At 64.3% G+C, this 18,877-nt stretch carries 18 protein-coding genes and 1 tRNA gene; 10 read left to right on the top strand and 9 right to left on the bottom strand.

What is annotated here, in order from left to right; translation table 11 throughout:
- Nucleotides 1-86 precede the first annotated feature (86 nt).
- The 3 genes from ASE30_RS17080 to ASE30_RS17070 all read left to right on the top strand — a co-directional run bounded on the left by ASE30_RS17080 (nucleotide 87) and on the right by ASE30_RS17070 (nucleotide 3,123).
- Nucleotides 87-875: a class II aldolase/adducin family protein gene (locus tag ASE30_RS17080; RefSeq protein ID WP_057285466.1), complete on the top strand. Its 789-nt coding sequence runs from the start codon at nucleotides 87-89 to the stop codon at nucleotides 873-875.
- Nucleotides 876-884: 9 nt separating this feature from the next.
- Nucleotides 885-1,859 (top strand): D-2-hydroxyacid dehydrogenase, encoded by a 975-nt coding sequence (locus tag ASE30_RS17075; protein WP_057285465.1) that lies wholly within the window; start codon nucleotides 885-887, stop codon nucleotides 1,857-1,859.
- A gap of 61 nt (nucleotides 1,860-1,920) precedes the next feature.
- Nucleotides 1,921-3,123, top strand: a complete 1,203-nt coding sequence (locus ASE30_RS17070) for an aminotransferase class I/II-fold pyridoxal phosphate-dependent enzyme (RefSeq protein ID WP_057285464.1) — start codon at nucleotides 1,921-1,923, stop codon at nucleotides 3,121-3,123.
- Here ASE30_RS17070 and ASE30_RS17065 read toward each other — a convergent pair.
- Nucleotides 3,095-4,102 carry a LysR substrate-binding domain-containing protein gene (locus ASE30_RS17065; RefSeq protein ID WP_235515282.1) on the bottom strand — a complete coding sequence of 336 codons (1,008 nt, stop codon included), beginning with the start codon at nucleotides 4,100-4,102 and terminating at the stop codon, nucleotides 3,095-3,097. The two genes, ASE30_RS17070 and ASE30_RS17065, sit on opposite strands and share 29 nt — an antisense overlap.
- Nucleotides 4,103-4,276: 174 nt before the next feature.
- Here ASE30_RS17065 and ASE30_RS17060 point away from each other — a divergent pair, with 174 nt between their 5' ends.
- The 3 genes from ASE30_RS17060 to ASE30_RS17050 are packed head-to-tail and all read left to right on the top strand — an operon-like array spanning nucleotide 4,277 to nucleotide 7,458.
- Complete coding sequence (locus tag ASE30_RS17060; protein WP_057285463.1) at nucleotides 4,277-5,506, top strand: amidohydrolase family protein; 1,230 nt, start codon at nucleotides 4,277-4,279, stop codon at nucleotides 5,504-5,506.
- 36 nt (nucleotides 5,507-5,542) lie between these two features.
- Complete coding sequence (locus ASE30_RS17055; protein ID WP_057285462.1) at nucleotides 5,543-6,898, top strand: MFS transporter; 1,356 nt, start codon at nucleotides 5,543-5,545, stop codon at nucleotides 6,896-6,898.
- Nucleotides 6,895-7,458, top strand: coding sequence for a GAF domain-containing protein (locus ASE30_RS17050; RefSeq protein ID WP_057285461.1), 564 nt, complete (start codon nucleotides 6,895-6,897; stop codon nucleotides 7,456-7,458). Before ASE30_RS17055 ends, ASE30_RS17050 begins: the two co-directional genes overlap by 4 nt.
- Nucleotides 7,459-7,550: 92 nt before the next feature.
- Here ASE30_RS17050 and ASE30_RS17045 read toward each other — a convergent pair whose 3' ends face one another.
- Entirely contained in the window at nucleotides 7,551-8,396 is an 846-nt protein-coding gene (locus ASE30_RS17045; protein WP_057285460.1) for a DMT family transporter, read from the bottom strand.
- A gap of 45 nt (nucleotides 8,397-8,441) precedes the next feature.
- Nucleotides 8,442-8,648: a LysR substrate-binding domain-containing protein gene (locus ASE30_RS28595; protein WP_235515281.1), complete on the bottom strand. Its 207-nt coding sequence runs from the start codon at nucleotides 8,646-8,648 to the stop codon at nucleotides 8,442-8,444.
- Nucleotides 8,649-8,678: 30 nt separating this feature from the next.
- Here ASE30_RS28595 and ASE30_RS17040 point away from each other — a divergent pair, with 30 nt between their 5' ends.
- The 3 genes from ASE30_RS17040 (at nucleotide 8,679) to ASE30_RS17030 (ending at nucleotide 10,976) form a co-directional block, all read left to right on the top strand.
- Nucleotides 8,679-9,503: a tripartite tricarboxylate transporter substrate binding protein gene (locus tag ASE30_RS17040; protein ID WP_255367015.1), complete on the top strand. Its 825-nt coding sequence runs from the start codon at nucleotides 8,679-8,681 to the stop codon at nucleotides 9,501-9,503.
- 67 nt (nucleotides 9,504-9,570) lie between these two features.
- Nucleotides 9,571-10,290, top strand: a complete 720-nt coding sequence (locus ASE30_RS17035; RefSeq protein ID WP_057285459.1) for a PIG-L deacetylase family protein — start codon at nucleotides 9,571-9,573, stop codon at nucleotides 10,288-10,290.
- A complete protein-coding gene (locus ASE30_RS17030) occupies nucleotides 10,287-10,976 on the top strand; it encodes a 4-carboxy-4-hydroxy-2-oxoadipate aldolase/oxaloacetate decarboxylase (protein WP_057285458.1) in 690 nt (229 codons plus the stop codon). Before ASE30_RS17035 ends, ASE30_RS17030 begins: the two co-directional genes overlap by 4 nt.
- 136 nt (nucleotides 10,977-11,112) lie before the next feature.
- Here ASE30_RS17030 and ASE30_RS17025 read toward each other — a convergent pair whose 3' ends face one another.
- The 6 genes from ASE30_RS17025 to ASE30_RS17000 all read right to left on the bottom strand — a co-directional run bounded on the left by ASE30_RS17025 (nucleotide 11,113) and on the right by ASE30_RS17000 (nucleotide 16,680).
- Nucleotides 11,113-11,409: a hypothetical protein gene (locus ASE30_RS17025; RefSeq protein WP_057285457.1), complete on the bottom strand. Its 297-nt coding sequence runs from the start codon at nucleotides 11,407-11,409 to the stop codon at nucleotides 11,113-11,115.
- A 76-nt stretch (nucleotides 11,410-11,485) separates the two neighbouring features.
- The gene (locus ASE30_RS17020) at nucleotides 11,486-12,670 is read right to left on the bottom strand and encodes a S1 family peptidase (protein ID WP_235515280.1); all 1,185 of its coding nucleotides are present in this window, start codon (nucleotides 12,668-12,670) and stop codon (nucleotides 11,486-11,488) included.
- A 763-nt stretch (nucleotides 12,671-13,433) separates the two neighbouring features.
- A complete protein-coding gene (locus tag ASE30_RS17015; protein WP_057285455.1) occupies nucleotides 13,434-14,405 on the bottom strand; it encodes a zinc-dependent alcohol dehydrogenase family protein in 972 nt (323 codons plus the stop codon).
- Nucleotides 14,406-14,467: 62 nt separating this feature from the next.
- A complete protein-coding gene (locus tag ASE30_RS17010; RefSeq protein WP_057285454.1) occupies nucleotides 14,468-14,770 on the bottom strand; it encodes a helix-turn-helix transcriptional regulator in 303 nt (100 codons plus the stop codon).
- Between the two features lie 191 nt (nucleotides 14,771-14,961).
- Nucleotides 14,962-15,046: transfer RNA gene (locus ASE30_RS17005), tRNA-Leu, on the bottom strand.
- 236 nt (nucleotides 15,047-15,282) lie between these two features.
- Nucleotides 15,283-16,680 (bottom strand): uracil-xanthine permease family protein, encoded by a 1,398-nt coding sequence (locus ASE30_RS17000; RefSeq protein WP_057285453.1) that lies wholly within the window; start codon nucleotides 16,678-16,680, stop codon nucleotides 15,283-15,285.
- Between the two features lie 203 nt (nucleotides 16,681-16,883).
- Here ASE30_RS17000 and htpG point away from each other — a divergent pair, with 203 nt between their 5' ends.
- The gene (htpG, locus tag ASE30_RS16995) at nucleotides 16,884-18,782 is read left to right on the top strand and encodes a molecular chaperone HtpG (protein ID WP_057285452.1); all 1,899 of its coding nucleotides are present in this window, start codon (nucleotides 16,884-16,886) and stop codon (nucleotides 18,780-18,782) included.
- Nucleotides 18,783-18,877: the final 95 nt, after the last annotated feature.

The following is an 18,877-nucleotide window of genomic DNA, read 5'->3' as shown; positions in this document are numbered from 1 at the left end:
GTGAAGAAAACCTCACTCTAGAATTTCTTTCGGAGCGGCGTGGCGCACGCGTCGCCGAATGTCTGGCGCAAGAGGGAGTCCAAGCGATGAGCAGTGCAGGCGTATTACAGATCGAATCGATGCGGGACCGGTGTTCCGCCCAGGAATGGCAGGCGCGCGTGGATCTTGCCGCCTGCTACCGGCTGGTGAATCTATACGGCATGTCGGACATGATGGCCAATCACATTTCGGCGCGCGTGCCGGACGAAGATGGCGCGTTCCTGATCAACGCCTACGGCATGATGTACGAGGAGATCACCGCGTCCAGCCTGATCAAGGTGGACCATGCCGGCGCAATCCTGTCCACGCCCGACTTCGGCGACCTCGGTTATGGCGTCAACAAGGCGGGCTACGTCATCCACAGCGCGGTGCATGCCGCGCGCCCCGAGGTGGCCTGCGTGATTCATACGCATAGCTGGGCATCCATGGCGGTGTCTTCGCTGGAATGCGGCCTGTTGCCCATTACCCAGACCGCCATGCGTTTCCTGAAGATCGGCTACCACGACTATCAGGGCGTGGTGCTGGACCTGGCCGAACAGGAATCGCTGGTGGCCGACCTGGGATCCGGCGAAGCGCTGATCCTGCGCAATCATGGCGCGCTGACGGTGGGTAACAGCGTGGGCGCGGCCTTCAACTGGATGCACAGGCTGGAACTGGCCTGCCGCTCACAGCTTGCGGCCATGGCCGCCAATACGCCGTTCGCGCGCGTCGCCGACCCGGTGCTGCAGCAGACCTGGAACAACTACCAGCCCGGCACGCGGCGCCCCTACGGCGTCATGGAATGGCCAGCGCTGCTGCGCAAGCTGGACCGCATGGATGCTTCGTTCCGGACATAGGCCGCCATCATGAACACACAACATCCCTTGCGCATTCTGATGTCGGAACAGACCCTGGACCGTATCGGCGGCGCGCTTGCCGAAGTGCTGGGCGAACGCGCGTTCGAACCCGTCATCGCGGCGCGTTCGCACGGCCATGAACCGGCGGACGTCGATCTGGCGTTCATCTCGCGCGATGTCACCGGGCTTTCGACCAAGCACCAGGTGCTGGAGCCGCTGGAGTCCTTTTACGTTTCCCTGCGCAGATCGCCCAGGCTTGCGTGGGTGCATGTGCATTCGGCGGGCGCGGACCGGCCCATCTTCGCCGAACTCAAGGAACGCGGCATCCGCGTGACGACCTCGTCGGGCGCCAACGCGCAGGTCGTGGCGCACACCGCGCTGGCCGGCATCCTGGCATTGGCGCGCGAGTTCCCCAAAATGTTCGATGCCCAGCGCAAGCGCGCCTGGACGCCGCTTATCGGCGGCCTGCTGCCGCGCGACCTGGCCGGCCAGACCGCCGTGGTGGTGGGCTGGGGGCCGATAGGCCAGCAACTGGCGGGCTATCTGCGGATGCTGGGCCTGACCGTCATTGCGCTGCGCAGTGCCTCGGCGCCGGCGTCGGACGGCGTGCAGACGTTTGCCTTCGAGGACCTGAAGGATATCGCCGGCCGCGCCGACTGGCTGATTCTGGCATGTCCGCTCAGCGACCGGACGCGCGGGCTGGTGGACGCGGACGTGCTGGCGCGCATGGCGCCGCACGCCCGGCTGGTCAACGTGGCGCGCGGGGAGATCGTTGTCGAACGCGACCTGATAGCCGCTTTGAAGGCCGGGATGCTGGCCGGCGCCTACGTGGATGTCTTCGAACACGAGCCGCTGGCTGGCCAGTCCCCGCTGTGGGATCTGGAGAACGTCATCGTCACCCCACATTCGGCGGGGCATTCGGATGGCAACGAGGCCCGGGTGGACCGCATATTCCTGGATTACCTGCGCGACTGGCGGCAATGATCCGCCGCCCGGAACCCGGCCGCCCGAACCCCTGATCCGTACTCACCCCTTAGGATTTTTCATGCCCCAGATCGCCGCGCGTATACACCGCATCAAACCCTCTCCCAGCTCCATGGCCGGCCAGCGCGCGCGCGAGCTGCGCGCCACCGGCCGCGACATCGTGGCCCTGACGGCCGGCGAGCCGGACTTCGACACGCCCGAGAACGTGACCGAAGCCGTGGTGCGCGCGATGGCGCAATCGCGCACCAAGTACACGGACGTGGGCGGCACGCCTGAACTGAAGGACGCCATCCGCGATAAATTCCGCCGCGACAATGGCCTGGCCTTTACCGCAAGCGAGATCATCGTCGGCAACGGCGGCAAGCAGATCATCTTCAATGCGCTGCTTGCCACGGTCGAGGAAGGCGACGAGGTCATCGTGCCCACGCCGTACTGGGTGTCCTATCCGGACATCGTGCTGCTGGCGGGCGGCACGCCCGTCTTCGTGGCCTGCCCGCCGGCGCGCGGGTTCAAGCTGCAGCCCGCCGATCTGGAAAAAGCCATCACGCCGCGTACCCGCTGGTTGATCCTGAATGGCCCCAACAATCCCAGCGGCGCGACCTACACGCGTGAAGAGCTGAAGGCGTTGGCCGAGGTGCTGCTGCGCCATCCGCAGGTGTGGCTGATGTCGGACGACATCTACGAACACATCCTTTACGACGGCCGGCGATTCGCCACGATGGCGCAGGTGGAACCCGAACTCAAGGCGCGCACGCTCACGATCAACGGCGTGTCCAAGGCCTATGCGATGACCGGCTGGCGCATCGGATACGGCGCGGCGCCCGCCGCGCTGATCAAGGCCATGACCAAGCTGCAGTCGCAGAGCACGTCGAATCCGTCGTCGATCAGCCAGGCGGCCGCGCAAGAGGCGTTGTCGGGGCCGCAGGATTTCATTGCCGCGCGCACGCGCATCTTCCAGGAACGCCGCGACCGGGTCGTGGCCAGCCTGAACCGGATCGAAGGGATCTCCTGCCACGTGCCCGAGGGCGCGTTCTATGTGTTCCCGTCGTGCGAAGGACTGCTGGGAAAGAAGACGCCGGCCGGCCAGGTCCTGCGCACGGACGAGGATTTCATCCTGTACCTGCTGGACGAGGAGAATCTGGCCGTGCTGCAAGGCGCGGCCTACGGCGTGTCGCCGTTCTTCCGGATTTCCTATGCGACGTCGATGGACCTGCTGGACGAGGGCTGCGCGCGGATCAGGCGGGCGTGCCAGAAGCTGGCCTGATGGGCGGGGCGGCCTTTGCCCCCGCCGTGGCGGCACGCTCCGCATCCGCGGCGCAATAAGGGCAGTCGGCGGCGCAGGGTTTCGCGGATGGGGCGCCCACGCCCTTGTCCGCCGCGCCGCCATGAAAGCACTCGTGCGACAGCCATTGGCTCAGCCGGTCGTAGCTTTCCATGTTGCTGCGCCAATTCGGGGCGCACAGATAATAGCCAAGCGGGCTTTCGAAGGTGCGATCGAACACGTCGACCAATTGCCCGGTGGCCAGTTCCTTTTCTATCAGGCAATGCGGCATCAATGCCACGCCAAAACCCGACGACGCCGCCTGGATGATCATGGAAAACAGATTGAAGCCGGGCCCGAACCGGGCGCGGTCATAATCGCCGATATAGGTCGAAAACCAGTATTCCCATGACAGCGGAATCTCGATGTGCTGCAGCAGCGTGCATTTCTTGATGTCTTCCAGGCTGCCGATGGGCTGCTGTTCGAGATATTCCGGTGAGCAGACCAGCCGGGTTTCCCGGCCGGTCAGGTATTTGGCGTCTCCGTCGTGCCAGTCTCCGTAGCCATATTGAATGGACGCATCGAAGTCGAGTTCGGTGCTTTTGTAATCGGCGACGCTGTAGCGCACGAAATTGATGGAGATGTCCGGGTTGACCTCCCGGAACGTCTTCAGCCGAGGAAACAGCCATTGCGCCGCGAACGTCGGCGCGGCCGATACGTTGAGCGATTTGGCGGACTGCTGCGTGGCCATGACCTGCGACGTGGCGCTCTCCAGCGTGTGCAAGGCCGGCCGGATCAGGCTGAGGTACGTTGCGCCCATGCGGGTCAGTTGCAGGCCATGGGTGCCGCGGATGAACAGCGCGTGGCCCAGGTAGCTTTCCAGTGTGGCAATGTGCCGGCTGATGGCGCTTTGCGTGACGAACAGTTCCTTGCCGGCCTTCGAGAACGACAGGTGACGCGCCGCCGCGGTAAACGCATTCAACTCAGAAAGGGTGGGGCAGCGGCGTCTCATGGGGGGTATGAGCAAAGCTCATAAGGCTGTTCGAATTTGTGTCGGATGCATAGGGGGAGACCCGGTATCGGACGTTTCGATTGTACCGGTAGAGTTCGCCATGCTGAATTTTCTGCATTGTCGAACGGATAGCGTGATTTATTTATGAAGCCGGTTGTAGTCAAGAATTGCAAGATCCTCAATACCCGATCGCTGGTCCTCGAAAGCGCGGCCAATGTGCTGATCGAAGACGGGATGATCTCCCGCATCAGCGCCGATGACCTGGCGCATCCGGATGCGCAGGTCGTGGACGCCAAGGGCATGACCTTGATGCCCGGCATGATCGACTGCCACGTGCACGTGGTGGCCTCGTCGTTCAATCTGGGCCGCGTGGCCGCGCTGCCCAACGCCCTGGCGTTGCTGCGCGCGCTGCCCATCATGCAGGGCATGCTGGACCGCGGCTTCACGTCGGTGCGAGATGCGGGCGGAGCGGACTGGGCGCTGGCGCAGGCCGTGCTGGATGGAACGGTGGACGGGCCGCGGCTGTTCTGCTCGGGCAAGGCCCTGTCGCAGACCGGCGGCCATGGCGATTTCCGCCAGCGCAACGATGAACTTGACCCGTGCCCGTGCTCGGTCAAGATCGGCAACATCGGCCGGGTGGTCGATGGCGTCGACAACTGCCGCCTGGCGGTACGCGAAGAAATCCTGAAGGGCGCCACGCAGATCAAGGTCATGGCGTCCGGCGGCGTGGCTTCGCCGAACGATCCCATCCAGAACCTGGGGTTCTCGGAAGCCGAGCTGATCGCCATCGTGGAAGAGGCCAGCAACGCCAACACCTACGTCATGGCGCACGCCTACACGCCGCGGGCGATTTCGCGCGCCGTGCGCTGCGGCGTGCGCACCATCGAACACGGCAATCTGGTCGACCGCGAGGCCGCGCAGGTGATGAAGGACCACGGCGCCTACATGGTGCCCACGCTCATTACCTACGAAGGCCTGGCCAACGATGGCGAGCGCTATGGCTTGCCGGCCGATTCCGTCAGGAAGATCGCCACGGTCCGCACGCAGGGTCTGACGGCCCTGGAGATCCTGGACGAGGTGGGCGTGAAGATGGGCTACGGCAGCGACCTGCTGGGCGAGACCCATTACATGCAGTCCGATGAACTGGTGCTGCGCAGCCGCGTGCTGGGCAACGCCAAGGTGATCCAGCAAGCCACCCTGATCGGCGCCGAGATCCTCAACCAGGAAGGCCTCTTGGGCGAAGTCCGCGAGGGCGCCTACGCCGACCTGCTGCTGATCGACGGCAACCCGCTGGACAACATCGAACTGCTGACCAAGCCGGAATCGATCAAGCTGATCGTGAACCGCGGCTTGCTGCACAAGAACGACTGCTGACGTTCTCTTTCCACTTCTCTCCGGAACTCTCTCACCATGTATTCCGTATCGGACCGCCTGGAGCGGTTGCCCTTCAGCAGCTTTCATTTCAGGCTGCTGTTGATCGGCGGCCTGGGGCTCGCCTTCGAAGCGCTGGACGCCGGCATCATCGCCTTCATCATTCCCTCTTTGCGCACCCAATGGGGCTTGAGCACCGGCCAGGTCGGCTGGATCGCCAGCAGCACGTATGTGGGATTCCTGGTTGGCGCGCTGTTCTCCGGCATCCTGGGCGACCGCTACGGCCGCAAGAAGATCATGATGTGGGCGCTGCTGCTGTTCTGCGTGGCCACCTTCATCAATGCCTTCGCCAGGAACTACCACGAGTTCTATATCCTGCGCATGATCGCCGGCATCGGCATGGGCGCGGAAGGCGCCATCATCGCGCCCTACCTGGCGGAGTTCGTCAGCAGCAAATACCGTGGCCGTTTCACGGGTGCGCTGGCCGGGTTCTTTTCCTTCGGCTTTGTGATGTCGGCCTTGCTGGGCTACTTCATCGTGCCGCTGAGCGACGACGGCTGGCGCTGGATCATGATCATCGCCTCGGTGCCGGTCGTCTTCCTGCTATGGTGGCGCAAGTCGCTGTTCGAATCGCCGCGCTGGCTGGAACATTCCGGCCAGACCGAAGAAGCCAACCGTATCTGCACGTTGATCGAAACCGAAGTGCAGCAGAACCTGGGCCGTCCGTTGCCCACGCCGGTCGCAACGCGCAAGGCCGCGGCGGTGCCGGCCGGGCAAGAGGGCGCGATGGCCAAGCTGGCCTCGCTGTTCTCGAAGCAATACCTGGGCACCACCGCGCTGGTGTGGGTCTTCTGGATCACCGTGCTGTTCTGCTACTACGCCTTCCTGGTGTGGATTCCCAGCCTGCTGGTCGAACGCGGCTTCACCATCACGAAGAGCTTCTCGTACACCATCCTGATCTATCTGGCGCAAATTCCGGGCTACTTCTCGGCCGCGTACTTCAATGACCGGATCGGCCGCAAGTACACCATCCTGGCCTATATGCTGCTGTCGTGCCTGTCGGCGCTGGGCCTGGCGCTGGCCACGGGCGAGCACCAGATCATCATGCTGAGCATGCTGCTGTCCTTCGGCATGAATGGCGTGATCGCGGGCCAATACACCTACACCGCCGAGATCTATCCCACTTCCATCCGGGCCACCGGCATGGGCGCGGCGTCGGCCTTCGCACGGATCGGCTCGATCGCGTCGCCAACCATCGTGGGCGTGGCGTATCCGGTGCTGGGCTTTGCCGGCGTGTTCGCCATGATGACGGCCATCCTGCTGGTTGGCGGGCTGGGCATTTTGTTCTATGGCAAGAACACGCGCGGCGTGGTGCTTGAGGAGATCGCGGCATGAGCGCGGCATCGGCATCCGCATCGGGATCGGTATTGGGACTGTTGGCCGCGCACGCTCGCGCGCTGGGCTTGGCCGGCGACCGGCAGGCGCAGTGGGGCGCGATATCGGCGTTGCTGCAAGAAGCGTTCGGCCACAAGCTCTTCACTGCGCTGGTACACCTGGAAGCGCACCGCCTGATGAAGCGCTTGCATACCTCGGACGAGAGCATCAGCCCGCTCGGCGGCTTCAAGGCCACTGGCAATGGACCGTGGTCGCGGCTTGTGCTGCAGGAAGGGCAGATCTACGTGGCCAGCAACGAGGACGATGTCCGCACCGTGTTCTCCGAGGCGCCGATGTTGATCGACCGGGGGCTGCAGTCGGCCTTCAACATCCCGGTGCGGCACGAGGGGCGGGTGATCGGTTCGCTCAACATGCTGAGCGGCCGGCATGCCTATGACGATGCGAACCATGATCTGGCCGCGCTGGTTGGCGGCTTGTGCGCGCCGGTCTTCATCGAAGAGATGCGGGCCGCGCAATTGGCCGCGGAAGGCGTGGACCGGTCGGCGCTGGACAGTGTCTGATCCTTGCGGTTGAAATGCCCGGCGCGGGGCATGTGACGGACTGTGGCGGGCCGCTCTTTGGAGCGGCCCGCTTTCCGATGGCCTGGATGGGCTTACGCCGGCCGCTTGTTCAGGATCACCAGCGACACGCCCAGCAGCACCAGCGCCGACGCGGCCATTAGCACGCCTGTCAGCGGTTCATCCAGGAACAGCGTGCCGCCAAACGCCGCCAGCACCGGCACGCTGAGCTGCACCGTGGCGGCGCGTGTGACGTTCAGGTGCTTGAGCGCCGCGTACCAGAGGATGTAGCCCAGCCCCGACGTCACCGCGCCGGACACCACCGCATACGCCGCGCCGGCGGCGTCCAGCCGGACCTGCGACGCCAGGAACTGAACCAGGAACAGCGCCAGCGCGACGGGCGTGGCGCGTATGAAATTTCCCGCCGTCGCGGCCGCCGGATTCTTCGACCCGCGGCCCAGCAGCGAATAGATGCTCCACGCCACCCCCGAAACAATCATCAGGAACCCATAGAACAGGGGCGGCGCGCCCACGCTGGGCAGCAACAAGGCCACCAGCCCGCATATCGCCAGGCCGATTCCCAAGCCTTGCAGGAATGACAGTCTTTCGCCGATGAACAGCCCGTACAGGATCATGCTGATCTGGATCGCGCCGAACAGCAGCAGGGCGCCGGTGCCAGCGGGGATGCGCGTGTAGGCATACGAGAACGCCAGGGCATACGCGAACAAGGCCAACGCGCCGGCCCAGTTGCCTTCCAGGCGGGCGGATTCCCGGCGCAGATAGAGCAGCAGCCACAGCATCAGCGCGCCGGACAGGATGCGGATGGCGACAAAGGTCGTGGGATCGATGGGCGTCTGCTTGAGCGCAAGGCGGCACAGCAGCGAATTGCCGGCGAAGGCCAGCATGGCGAAGAGGGTAAGCGCGAACAGCCGGAGTGTCATGGCGCGGGCCTTCCAATAACCGCTGCGAGCCGCCGCGGCGGCGGACTACTGCGCTGCCTGGGCGGCCTCGCGGAACCGCTGCACCAGCGGGGAACCGTCTTCGGAACGATACGCCAGCAGCACCTGGCTTTGCGCATCCGGCGTATCCAATTCACGGTACGCCACGCCGGGAATACCGGTCTTCATGTACGTGTCCGGCAGGATCGAGATGCCCATGCCCGCCGCCACCAGTCCACGGCTGGTGCGCGTCAACAGCGGCGACCCCAGTTCCTCTTCCAGCGCCTGGTCAGTCAGAAAATGGGCGATGCCCTGAAGCAGACCATCATCGTCGACAACCGCCCCGGCGCGGCCACCAACATCGGCATGGACATGGTCGCGCGGGCTCCGGCCGACGGCTACACGCTGTTGACCGCGTCCAACACCCTGGCCGCCAACGGCGCCCTGTTCTCCAAGCTGACCTTCGATCCCGCGCACGACTTCACGCCGGTAGGCGCCATCGGCTACGCGCCGCTGGCGGTGGTGGTGCCGATCGAATCGTCGTTCAAGTCCCTGAAGGAATTGACCGACTACGGCCGTTCGCACCCCGACAAGCTCACCTACGCCTCGGCGGGAAATGGCAGTTCGGGCCATCTGGCCAGCGAACTGCTCAAGCGCGAGAGCGGCATGAAAGCCCTTCATGTGCCCTATAAGGGCGGCTCGCCGGCGGTCACCGACCTGTTGGGACAGCGGATCTCCTTCATGTCCATCAACCCGCTCGAGGTCGTCTCCCACGTCAAGGCGGGCAAGCTGCGCGCGCTCGCCGTGCTGGACGACGAACCGGCCGCCATGCTGCCCGAGGTGCCCACCGTGGTGTCGCAAGGCCTGCCTGGCGCCATGGCCACGGTGTGGTGGGGCCTGATCGGGCCCAAGGACCTGCCGCCCGAGGTAACCACCAAGCTGAACGCCGCGCTGCAAAGCGCGTTGAAAGACCCGGAAGTCAAAAAGCGCTTCGGCGAAATGGGCGCCGTCGTCACGCCCGGCACCGCCCCGCAGTTCAGCGCTTTCGTCGCGGCTGAAACCACCAAATGGACCAAGGTCATCAAGGACGCGGGCATCAAGGCCGACTAGCCGCGCCCCGCGCCGGCATGGGGCCGCGCGGCGGTGCCGGCCGGCGCACACGCATAAAGGAATTGAAATGGAACGGCAAAAGAACGGGCTGATCGTCAGCGCGCATTCCGCGGACTTCGTCTGGCGCGCGGGCGGCGCCATCGCCCTGTACGCCAAACGCGGCTGGAAAATGACCGTGGTGTGCCTATCGTTCGGCGAACGCGGCGAATCGGCCAAGCTGTGGAAGCAGGCCGGCATGACGCTGGAGCAGGTCAAGACCAACCGCCGCGACGAAGCGCGCCTCGCGGCCGGCATTCTGGGCGCCGACATCCGTTTCATGGACTGCGGCGACTATCCGCTGCGCGTGTCGGATGACGCGCTGTTCGAACTGGTGGACGTCTACCGCGAACTGCAGCCCGAATTCGTGCTGACCCACTCGCAAAAAGACCCCTACAACTTCGACCATCCGCTGGCCACGCACGTCGCGCAGGAAGCGCGCGTGATCGCGCAGGCGCATGGGCACAACCCCGGACAAGCGGTCGTCGGCGCGCCGCCCGTGTTCCTCTTCGAGCCGCACCAGCCCGAACAGTGCGAATGGAAACCCGAAGTGCTGCTGGATATCTCCGACGTCTGGGACCAGAAGCGCCGCGCCTTCGAGACCATGGCCGCGCAGGAACACCTGTGGGAGTACTACACCCGCGTCGCCCTGCAGCGGGGCGTGCAGGCATCGCGTAATTCCAACCAGAAGATCGTCTACGCCGAAGGCTACCAGCGCGTGTTTCCGCAAGTCACCGGAGAACTGGCATGAGCATTGCTGTCAGGAACATCCCACGCGCCGACAGTACGGTCATCGCCCGCCTGGCCACGGCCGGCGTCGCCACCGCGCACGAAGCGCAGCAGCGGACCGGATTGCTGCAGCCCTATATGCGGCCGGTCTATGCCGGCGCATCGATCGCGGGCAGCGCCGTGACGGTGCTGGCGCAGCCGGGCGATAACTGGATGCTGCATGTCGCCATCGAGCTTTGCCAGCCGGGCGACATCGTCGTCGTGGCGTGTGCGTCGTCGAACGAGGATGGAATGTTCGGCGAGCTGCTTGCGACGTCGATGCGGGCACGGGGCGTGCAGGGCTTGATCATCGATGCCGGTTGCCGGGATGTGGCGGCGCTGAAAGAGATGAAGTTTCCCGTGTGGTCCAAGTGTGTATCGGCCAAGGGCACGGTCAAGGCCACCCCGGGATCGGTCAACGTGCCGGTGGTGTGCGCGGGCGCGCTGGTGCAGCCCGGTGATGTCGTCATTGCCGATGACGACGGGGTGTGCGTGGTTCCGCGCGCCCGGGCCGCCGAGGTCGCCGACGCCTGCGATGCGCGGCTGCTGAACGAAGCGGGCAAGCGCAAGCGGCTGGCTGCCGGTGAACTGGGGCTGGATATTTATGGGATGCGGGAGAAACTGGCGGCGGCGGGACTGGTGTACGTGGACAGCGTTTCCGGCGCGTAGCGTTTATATCGTCGCGGAACCCGGGCGGCCCCGGTTGCACGGCGGTGCGGATCATCCGTCGAGGATGGCCGCTGCGACCGGTGATGACAGTCGGAAGAGGAGCTGCTTGCGCGGCGACACCCTGGACGGGTTGCCGTCAGCGCTGTCGCTGCGCGTCCACGGGCCCGGTCACCGTAATCACCAAAGGCACGCCGTTGATTTCCCGGGGCAGGCGCGCCGCCACGTTGGCATCCGTCACGCCCACGGCAAGCGCTTCTTCTCCCGGGCGTCCGGTGCTGACGCCGACCGACACGACGCCAGGAATGGCGAGCAGCCGCGCTTCCTCGCTGGCCAGCAACTGTCCGGCCGCGCCGCTCGATTGCGTTTCGGCGGGGCCGTATTCGACGGGGCCGGCGCCGGAGAAATCTGGCCCTGGGGTTTGTGTGTCGCTCATGGCGCCAACTCCTCTAACCTGATCGAATCCAGTGTAATCGGCCGCCCCGATTCGCGACAGGGCGGCCGAGGGCCTCTTAAGGCAACAGCCTGATGTTCAGCGCGGAAAACACGGACCCAATCGGATTGGCGAACGTCGTGCCGCCGCCGCCCGCGAACAGCAGCGCGACGGGCCGCACGCCGGCCGCCCAATGCCAGATCAGCGATCCGGAATCCCCGCCCGCCGAGAACGGGTTGCTGTTCACCGATTGAATGGCGATCTGATTACGGAACAGGGCGACGCGGCCGCCGCCGTAATTCACGTTAACCGACACGCCAATCTGTGTCACCCGGCCCTGCGTAAGGCCGGTCGTGCGGCCGCTCTTCCCGACAATCAAGCCGAGCGTAGCGGCAAGCGCGGCGGTGCCAGTGCGGTAATACGCGGCGCTGCCGCCCGAAAGATAGTATTGCTCGCCGCGGATGCGCTCGTGCCACGCCCAGCCAAACGCGGCATCCACGAAGTTCGCTGCGCCGCCGAAGTTGATCGGCACCCAGCGGGCAAGCACCGCGATCTGGTCTCCCGGATGACGGCCCCCATCCGCCGCGCCCGGCTGGATGATGCTGTCGTTCACGCTGGCAACGTTCGAATTCGCCAGTACGTGGTTGTTGCTGAGAATGAGGTGACGATTGGTCCACGGCGCCGTCAGCCCGATCGCCCGGCTTCCGAGCGTGCCTGCCGTGACATTCACGTGTCCCACCGACACTCCGCCCGGCGCCGGCCGGTGCCGCGCGCGATGCGAATAGGCGTCCACCACGCCAACCGGCACCTGCTGCACCGGCACGCTCGACAGCGAACGCGTGCCGGCCGCCCGTGCAACCTGGCCCAGCACTGCCTCCTGCGGCATGGCGCTCTCGGTAAAGATCGTCAGCACCGGCTCGCCCGGTCCGCCGGCGCCAAAGGTGACGTTGGTCGGGTCCGGCAAACCGATCCCGACACCGACGATGCCCTCGGTCGAAGGGCCTTCCGACAGCGTCCGGAATTCGCCGGACGCCGAGAGCAACTGCGCTTCGATCGCATCCCTGAGCGCCAGCAGATCGTCCGAAACACCCGCTTCGGCAAAAACGGCTTGTTGTTCCGCCTCTTGGCTCAGTGCTTCAAGGCCGGCGGAGTCAGAGTCCGGGTTCTCGGGCGCCCCGGAGGCGGGTTTACCGGTGGCCGGTCCGCCGTCGTCTTCTTCGCCCGGGTTGTCCACCCGTGGGGTATTGTTGTTCTTTCCTGACATGACAGTGTCCTCCAACAATATAAGTAAGCGTTCGATGTAACCGTGCAGGGATTGCACAGGTTCATAAGTCGCCTGGGGCTCGAGAGTTGGCCCGGGCGTGAAACCCGGCATCGACTGAGACTGCCGCCGGGCTGCTGATCTTCGGTAAAGGGGCGGTCGATTTCTCCTTGAGGTGATGGCCTGTTAGGCCGGACGAGGTCTTGATGCGGTGAGCGAGTCTTGTGATGGACGGTCAGCGGGGTCAGGACTGCGGGGAAGTGGGGGAGTGGCGGCGGGTGCAGGCTTGGCGTAGCGGTGCCGGGGTGTTCCAACGGCGGGTCCGCAATCAAGGGTGGGGCATGCCCAGCGCGACGGGTGAGGCAGCCCAGCGATCCGTCCGACGCGCCGAGCCAGAAATGCGGCGCTGGCGGGTCTTTTGACGGATTAGGCTATTTGGACTCTGGATGCGAGCCATTATTTGGCTGCGGTCGCCCGTTGTGTATGGGCAACTTGAAGTATGGACAAGCTGGGCCTGGATAGGCACGGTTTATATCCGGATGGTGACCGGGCCAGCTGATGGCGCCGGTCTCCAGGCAGGCCCGGCCCCAAAGGGCGGGCGCTGCCCGCGAAACCCTGGGGCCTCGCCGTCTGCACCAGAGACAGGGAATTGCAACGCACCCCGCTTCGTTTTCCCAGCGCGGCGGCGGGCCGTATTCTTCGGAAAATGTGATACCCGAACCGATGCCGAGTTGAAGCTTCGGCGGTGTCGAAACGACGTGCGCGTTCAGTGAGTCGACGGCTCCACCGCAATCGCGATTTTTCCCCGGAGGCCATTATTGGGCGTCTCCAATCGAGCGTGAGCGAGCGGAATGTCGGCCAGCGAATAGACGGCGCCCACGTGTGGCCGTAGTTGGCCGCGCTCTATCAGTGCGCTCAGTTCATCAAGCTTGCCGCGATTCTGTCTTGTGAAAACGAAGTGATAGCTCGCATTTTTGCCCCACGCCTGAATCAGGTTTTGCGGCTGTGCGACGTCCACGATCGTGACAACGCGGCCAAGTTGAGCCAGCGCGTCGGGGCTGCGCGTCAACGCGTTGCCGCCGATGGTGTCGAAGACGACATCCACGCCGGAGCCACCCGTTTCCCGCATGATGGCATCGACGTAGTCCTCCTTTTCATAGTCAATGACCACGTCGGCCCCCAGGCTTCGCGCGAACTCGAAGTTCTCTTCACGCACGGTCGTGAACACCCTTGCCCCCATGGCTTTTGCGAGTTGGATCGCCACGTGGCCGACCCCGCCCGCGCCACCGTGTATCAGGATGCTTTCGCCCACTCGCAGCGCAGCGCGCACGGCCAGTGCTTCCCAAGCCGTGCCGCCCACGAGCGTCAGGCTTGCCGCCTCAAGATGGCTCAACGAGGGGGGCTTCTTTCCAACAATGCTCTCGGCCGCAACGTGGTATTCGGCATAACTTCCCGGGCCATCAAATATTTGCGGGGTGTACCAGACTTCATCCCCTGGAGAGAAAGCCGTCACGCCGGGGCCGACGGCTTCGACAACCCCGGATACGTCGTGTCCGGTAATGCCCGGCAATGGCACCAAATCGGGGTAGTCACCCCGTCGAACCTGGTAATCCAGCGGATTGATGGAGGTGGCATGCACCCGCACCAGGACTTGTCCTGTGCCGGGTACGGGCTTGGGCACGTCGCGCAGTTCGAACGATTCCGGTCCGCTAAATGATGTCAGTACGATCGCTTTCATAGTAAATCCTCGTTTCGATAAAAAGGGATATCGGGAATTATCGATATCATGGGGTAAAAAAATTACAGGTCTTTTCCTATCAGCTCGGCAAGTGCGCTGATGGCTGCTTCATTCCGCTTGTAGTAGGTCCACTGGCCGATGCGCCGCACTTCGACCAGGCCTGCCTTTTGCAAGGTTGCAAGATAGTCAGACACCGTCGACTGCGACAGCCCGACGCCTTCCTGAATACTGCTGACGCAGACACCCACGGTATGCACGTCCCCCTCGTCCTGCGGAGGGAAGTTTTTCGCGGGGTCCTTCAGTCCTCTCAAGATGTCGAGACGCGTACGATTCGAGAGAGCTTTGAATATTTCTAGCAGGTCCATGGCGACATGATATCGGGATTTAGCGATATGTCAATGCGAGATTTGGGTGCGGTCGACGCTAGGTTGAGGCAGACGCTATCGCCGCATCGCTGTATCGAAGCTGTGACTGACGAAAATTCCAGGGAAGTTCCCCGGTGCGGGGCTCGTGCTGCGAAACCTTCCAAGCGAATAAATACTCAGAAGATTTTTGATGGTGCCCGGGGCCGGAATCGAACCGGCACGCCTTGCGGCGGGGGATTTTGAGTCCCCTGCGTCTACCAATTTCACCACCCGGGCAGGGGGTCGCGAACACGTCCAGATGACGGCTGCGGGAGATACGAAGACAGCGATTATATGCGGTCTTTCATAAATTGTCAGGCGACGCCCGGACGGGCATTGCGGCGGTGCCGGCGCACGTGCCGGCGTACCGCGCCAGGCTTCCAAATCTAATCGAGGTCCGCCTCGGAGATCGCATCTAGGCGGGCCTTCGATTAGCCTTACTTCAGCAGCCTTACTTCAGCAGGCTGCGTTCATCAGCCTGACTTCTTCTCAGGCAAGAACCAGTTCATCACCAGCGCGCAAATCCCGCCCGTAGCCACGCCCGACTCCAGCACGCTCTTCACCGAATGCGGCAGATGCGACAGGATTTCCGGCACTTGCGACACGCCCAAGCCCAGGGCCAGCGAGACGGCGATGATCAGCAATGCACGGCGGTCAAGCTGGATGCCGGCCAGGATATTGATCCCCGACGCGGCGACCGCGCCGAACATCACCATGGCGGCGCCGCCCAGCACGGGCTCGGGCACCGCCTGCAGGACGCCGGCGACGGCGGGGAAGAGGCCCAGCAGGATCAGCATGCCCGCGATCCACACGCCAATGTGGCGGCTGGCGATGCCGGTCAGTTGGATGACGCCGTTGTTCTGCGCGAAGACGGAGCTGGGGAAGGTGTTGAAGACGCCTGCCAGGAGCGAGTTGGCGCCGTTGACCAGGACGCCGCCCTTGATGCGCTGCATCCACAGCGGGCCTTCGACGGGCTGCTTGGATACTTTGCTGGTGGCGGTGACGTCGCCGATGGCTTCCAGGGACGTGACCAGGTAGATGATCAGCATGGGGACGAACAGGGCCCACGAGAAGCCCAGGCCGAAGTGCAGCGGCACGGGGACCTGGAACAGGGCGGCTTCGCGGGCGCCGGTGAAGTCCAGGCGGCCCATGTAGGCGGCGGCGATGTAGCCGACGGCCAGGGCCAGGACCAGCGCGGTGCTGCGGATCCAGACGACCGGTACGCGGTTGAGCAGGATGATGGTGCCCAGGACGAGGCCGGACAGGGTCAGGTTCTCGGCGCTGGCGAAGGTGCCGTTGGCCATGGCGCCGAAGCCGCCGCCCATGCTGATGAGACCGACCTTGATGAGCGTCAGGCCGATGAGCAGGACGACGATGCCGGTGACCAGCGGGGTGATGAGGCGTTTGACGAAGGGCAGGATGCGGCTGATGCCCATTTCGACGAAGGATCCGGCGATGACGACGCCGAAGATGGCGGCCATGACGGCTTCGACCGGGGTGCCTTGCTTGACCATGACCGAACCGCCGGCGATCAGCGGGCCGACGAAGTTGAAGCTGGTGCCCTGCACGATGAGGAGGCCGGCGCCCAGGGGGCCGAAGCGCTTGCACTGCACGTAGGTGGCGATGCCGGAGATGACCAGCGACATGGACACGATCAGGGTGGTGTCGCGGCTGCTGACGCCCAGCGCCTGGCAGATGAGCAGGCCGGGGGTGACGATGGGGACCAGGATGGCCAGCAGGTGCTGCAGCGCGGCGACGAAGGCGACGGGCGGCGCGGGGCGGTCATCGGGACCGTAGACCAGGTCGTGGCTGGGGGCGTCGTCGTCGGGGGCGCTGTGGGGGGCGGGTTGGGCTAGGGAGGCGGGTTGCATGGCGGAGTGCCGGCCGGGGGTAGGTGAGAAAAGTGCGGGATTTTACCGGGGACAGGCGCTTGTCAGGTTGCTGCATCGCCACCCGGCCTTGAAAAGTTCCAATAGGCCCCCACATCAGTAGGGTTTCCCGGAGACTGCGCGGGCTTCGCTCCCCAGTCGTCCATTATTCCGTCCCTAATTTATTCTCAAAGCCACGTAGAACTATGAGCCAAACCGCCACGACTTCCGCGTCCGAAACCCTGGGGTTCCAGGCCGAGGTGAAGCAACTGCTGCACCTGATGATCCATTCGCTGTACAGCAACAAGGAAATCTTCCTGCGCGAGCTGGTGTCGAACGCGTCGGATGCCTGCGACAAGTTGCGCTTCGAGGCCATCGACCAGCCGGAGCTGCTGGAGGGCAATGGCGAACTGGCGATCACGGTCAGCTACGACAAGGCCGCCCGCACGATCACGATTTCGGACAACGGGATCGGTCTGTCGCGCGACGAGGCCGTGGCCAACCTGGGCACGATTGCCCGTTCGGGTACGCGGGAGTTTTTCTCGCAACTGACGGGCGACAAGCAGAAGGATGCGCAGCTCATCGGCCAGTTCGGCGTGGGTTTCTATTCGTCGTTCATCGTGGCGGACAAGGTCACGGTGGTGAGCCGCCGCGCTGGCGCGACGGACGCGATCCAGTGGGAATCGGACGGCCAGGGCGAGTTCACGATTGCCGCCGCTGAAAAGTCGGGCCGTGGCACGGATGTGACGCTGCACCTGCGCGCCGACGAGGACGAGCTGCTGAATGGCTGGAAGCTGCGCGAGATCCTGCGCCGCTATTCGGACCATATTTCCTTGCCGATCCGCATGGCCAAGGAAGAGTGGGACCAAGAGAAGGGCGAGCAGGTCAAGACCGACGAACTTGAAACGGTGAACCAGGCGAATGCGCTGTGGGCCCGCAGCAAGTCGGACGTGACGGAAGAGCAGTACCGCGAGTTCTACAAGACGGTGTCGCACGACTACGACGATCCGTTGGCCTGGACACACAACCGCGTGGAAGGCCGCAGCGAATACACGCAACTGCTGTACGTGCCCAAGCATGCGCCCATGGATATGTGGGACCGCGACGGCCGCCATGGCGTGAAGCTGTATGTGAAGCGCGTTTTCATCATGGACGATGCGGACCAGTTGCTGCCGTCGTACCTGCGCTTCGTGCGTGGGGTGATCGATTCGGCGGACCTGCCGCTGAACGTGTCGCGCGAGATCCTGCAGGAAAGCCGCGATGTGCGCGCCATCCGTGAAGGGTCGGCCAAGCGCATCCTGTCGCTGCTCGAAGACATGGCGGAAAACAAGCCGGAAGACTACGCCACGTTCTGGTCGGAGTTCGGCCAGGTGCTGAAGGAAGGCGCAGGCGAGGATTCGGCCAACCTGGAACGCATCGCCAAGCTGATGCGTTTCGCGTCGACGAATTCGGGCGATCAGGCGCAGACGGTGTCGTTCGCCGACTACGTGTCGCGCATGAAGGAAGGCCAGGACAAGATCTACTACGTGACGGCGGATACGTTCGCCGCGGCCAGCAACAGCCCGCATCTGGAGATCTTCCGCAAGAAGGGCATTGAAGTCCTGCTGCTGTCGGATCGCGTGGACGAGTGGATGCTGTCGTACCTGCGCGAATTCGACGGCAAGTCGCTGGTGTCGGTGGCCAAGGGCGGCCTGGACCTGGCGGAACTGGCCGACGAGGAAGAAAAGAAGCACCAGGCCGAAGTGGCCGAGGACTTCAAGCCGCTGGTCGAGCGCCTGCAGAAGACGCTGGAAGACCAGGTCAAGGAAGTGCGTGTGACGCTGCGCCTGGTGGATTCCCCGGCGTGCGTGGTGGTGGGCCAGAATGAACTCAGCCCGCATCTGCTGCGCATGCTGAAGGCCGCCGGCCAGGAAGCGCCCAACGTGAAGCCGGTGCTGGAAATCAACCCGGAACACCCGCTGCTGGCGCGCATCCGTTCGGCCGATGACGGCGAGTTCGACCAGTGGGCACGCCTGCTGCTGGATCAGGCCTTGCTGGCCGAAGGGGCGCAGATCGCGGACCCGGCGGCGTTCGTGAAGCGGCTGAATGCCTTGCTGCTGAAGTAAGCGGCATCGGTGGTTGGTGAGAGGGGCGCCTGAGGGCGCCCTTTTTGCGGGCGGACCAGGGGCTGCTAGTTGTAAATTACCGATCGGTAAATTGT

The sequence above is a fragment of the Achromobacter sp. Root83 genome (assembly GCF_001428845.1).
Lineage (GTDB): Bacteria > Pseudomonadota > Gammaproteobacteria > Burkholderiales > Burkholderiaceae_B > Achromobacter.
This window is presented reverse-complemented; position numbering and strand designations above follow the sequence as displayed.

What these genes read in the sequence shown, in the direction of transcription:
- ASE30_RS17080 (WP_057285466.1), top strand. Translation starts at nt 87, where the DNA reads ATGAGCAGTGCAGGCGTATTACAGATCGAATCGATGCGGGACCGGTGT.
- ASE30_RS17075 (WP_057285465.1), top strand. Translation starts at nt 885, where the DNA reads ATGAACACACAACATCCCTTGCGCATTCTGATGTCGGAACAGACCCTG.
- ASE30_RS17070 (WP_057285464.1), top strand. Translation starts at nt 1,921, where the DNA reads ATGCCCCAGATCGCCGCGCGTATACACCGCATCAAACCCTCTCCCAGC.
- ASE30_RS17060 (WP_057285463.1), top strand. Translation starts at nt 4,277, where the DNA reads ATGAAGCCGGTTGTAGTCAAGAATTGCAAGATCCTCAATACCCGATCG.
- ASE30_RS17055 (WP_057285462.1), top strand. Translation starts at nt 5,543, where the DNA reads ATGTATTCCGTATCGGACCGCCTGGAGCGGTTGCCCTTCAGCAGCTTT.
- ASE30_RS17050 (WP_057285461.1), top strand. Translation starts at nt 6,895, where the DNA reads ATGAGCGCGGCATCGGCATCCGCATCGGGATCGGTATTGGGACTGTTG.
- ASE30_RS17045 (WP_057285460.1), bottom strand. Translation starts at nt 8,396, where the DNA reads ATGACACTCCGGCTGTTCGCGCTTACCCTCTTCGCCATGCTGGCCTTC.
- ASE30_RS17035 (WP_057285459.1), top strand. Translation starts at nt 9,571, where the DNA reads ATGGAACGGCAAAAGAACGGGCTGATCGTCAGCGCGCATTCCGCGGAC.
- ASE30_RS17030 (WP_057285458.1), top strand. Translation starts at nt 10,287, where the DNA reads ATGAGCATTGCTGTCAGGAACATCCCACGCGCCGACAGTACGGTCATC.
- ASE30_RS17025 (WP_057285457.1), bottom strand. Translation starts at nt 11,409, where the DNA reads ATGAGCGACACACAAACCCCAGGGCCAGATTTCTCCGGCGCCGGCCCC.
- ASE30_RS17020 (WP_235515280.1), bottom strand. Translation starts at nt 12,670, where the DNA reads ATGTCAGGAAAGAACAACAATACCCCACGGGTGGACAACCCGGGCGAA.
- ASE30_RS17015 (WP_057285455.1), bottom strand. Translation starts at nt 14,405, where the DNA reads ATGAAAGCGATCGTACTGACATCATTTAGCGGACCGGAATCGTTCGAA.
- ASE30_RS17010 (WP_057285454.1), bottom strand. Translation starts at nt 14,770, where the DNA reads ATGGACCTGCTAGAAATATTCAAAGCTCTCTCGAATCGTACGCGTCTC.
- ASE30_RS17000 (WP_057285453.1), bottom strand. Translation starts at nt 16,680, where the DNA reads ATGCAACCCGCCTCCCTAGCCCAACCCGCCCCCCACAGCGCCCCCGAC.
- htpG (WP_057285452.1), top strand. Translation starts at nt 16,884, where the DNA reads ATGAGCCAAACCGCCACGACTTCCGCGTCCGAAACCCTGGGGTTCCAG.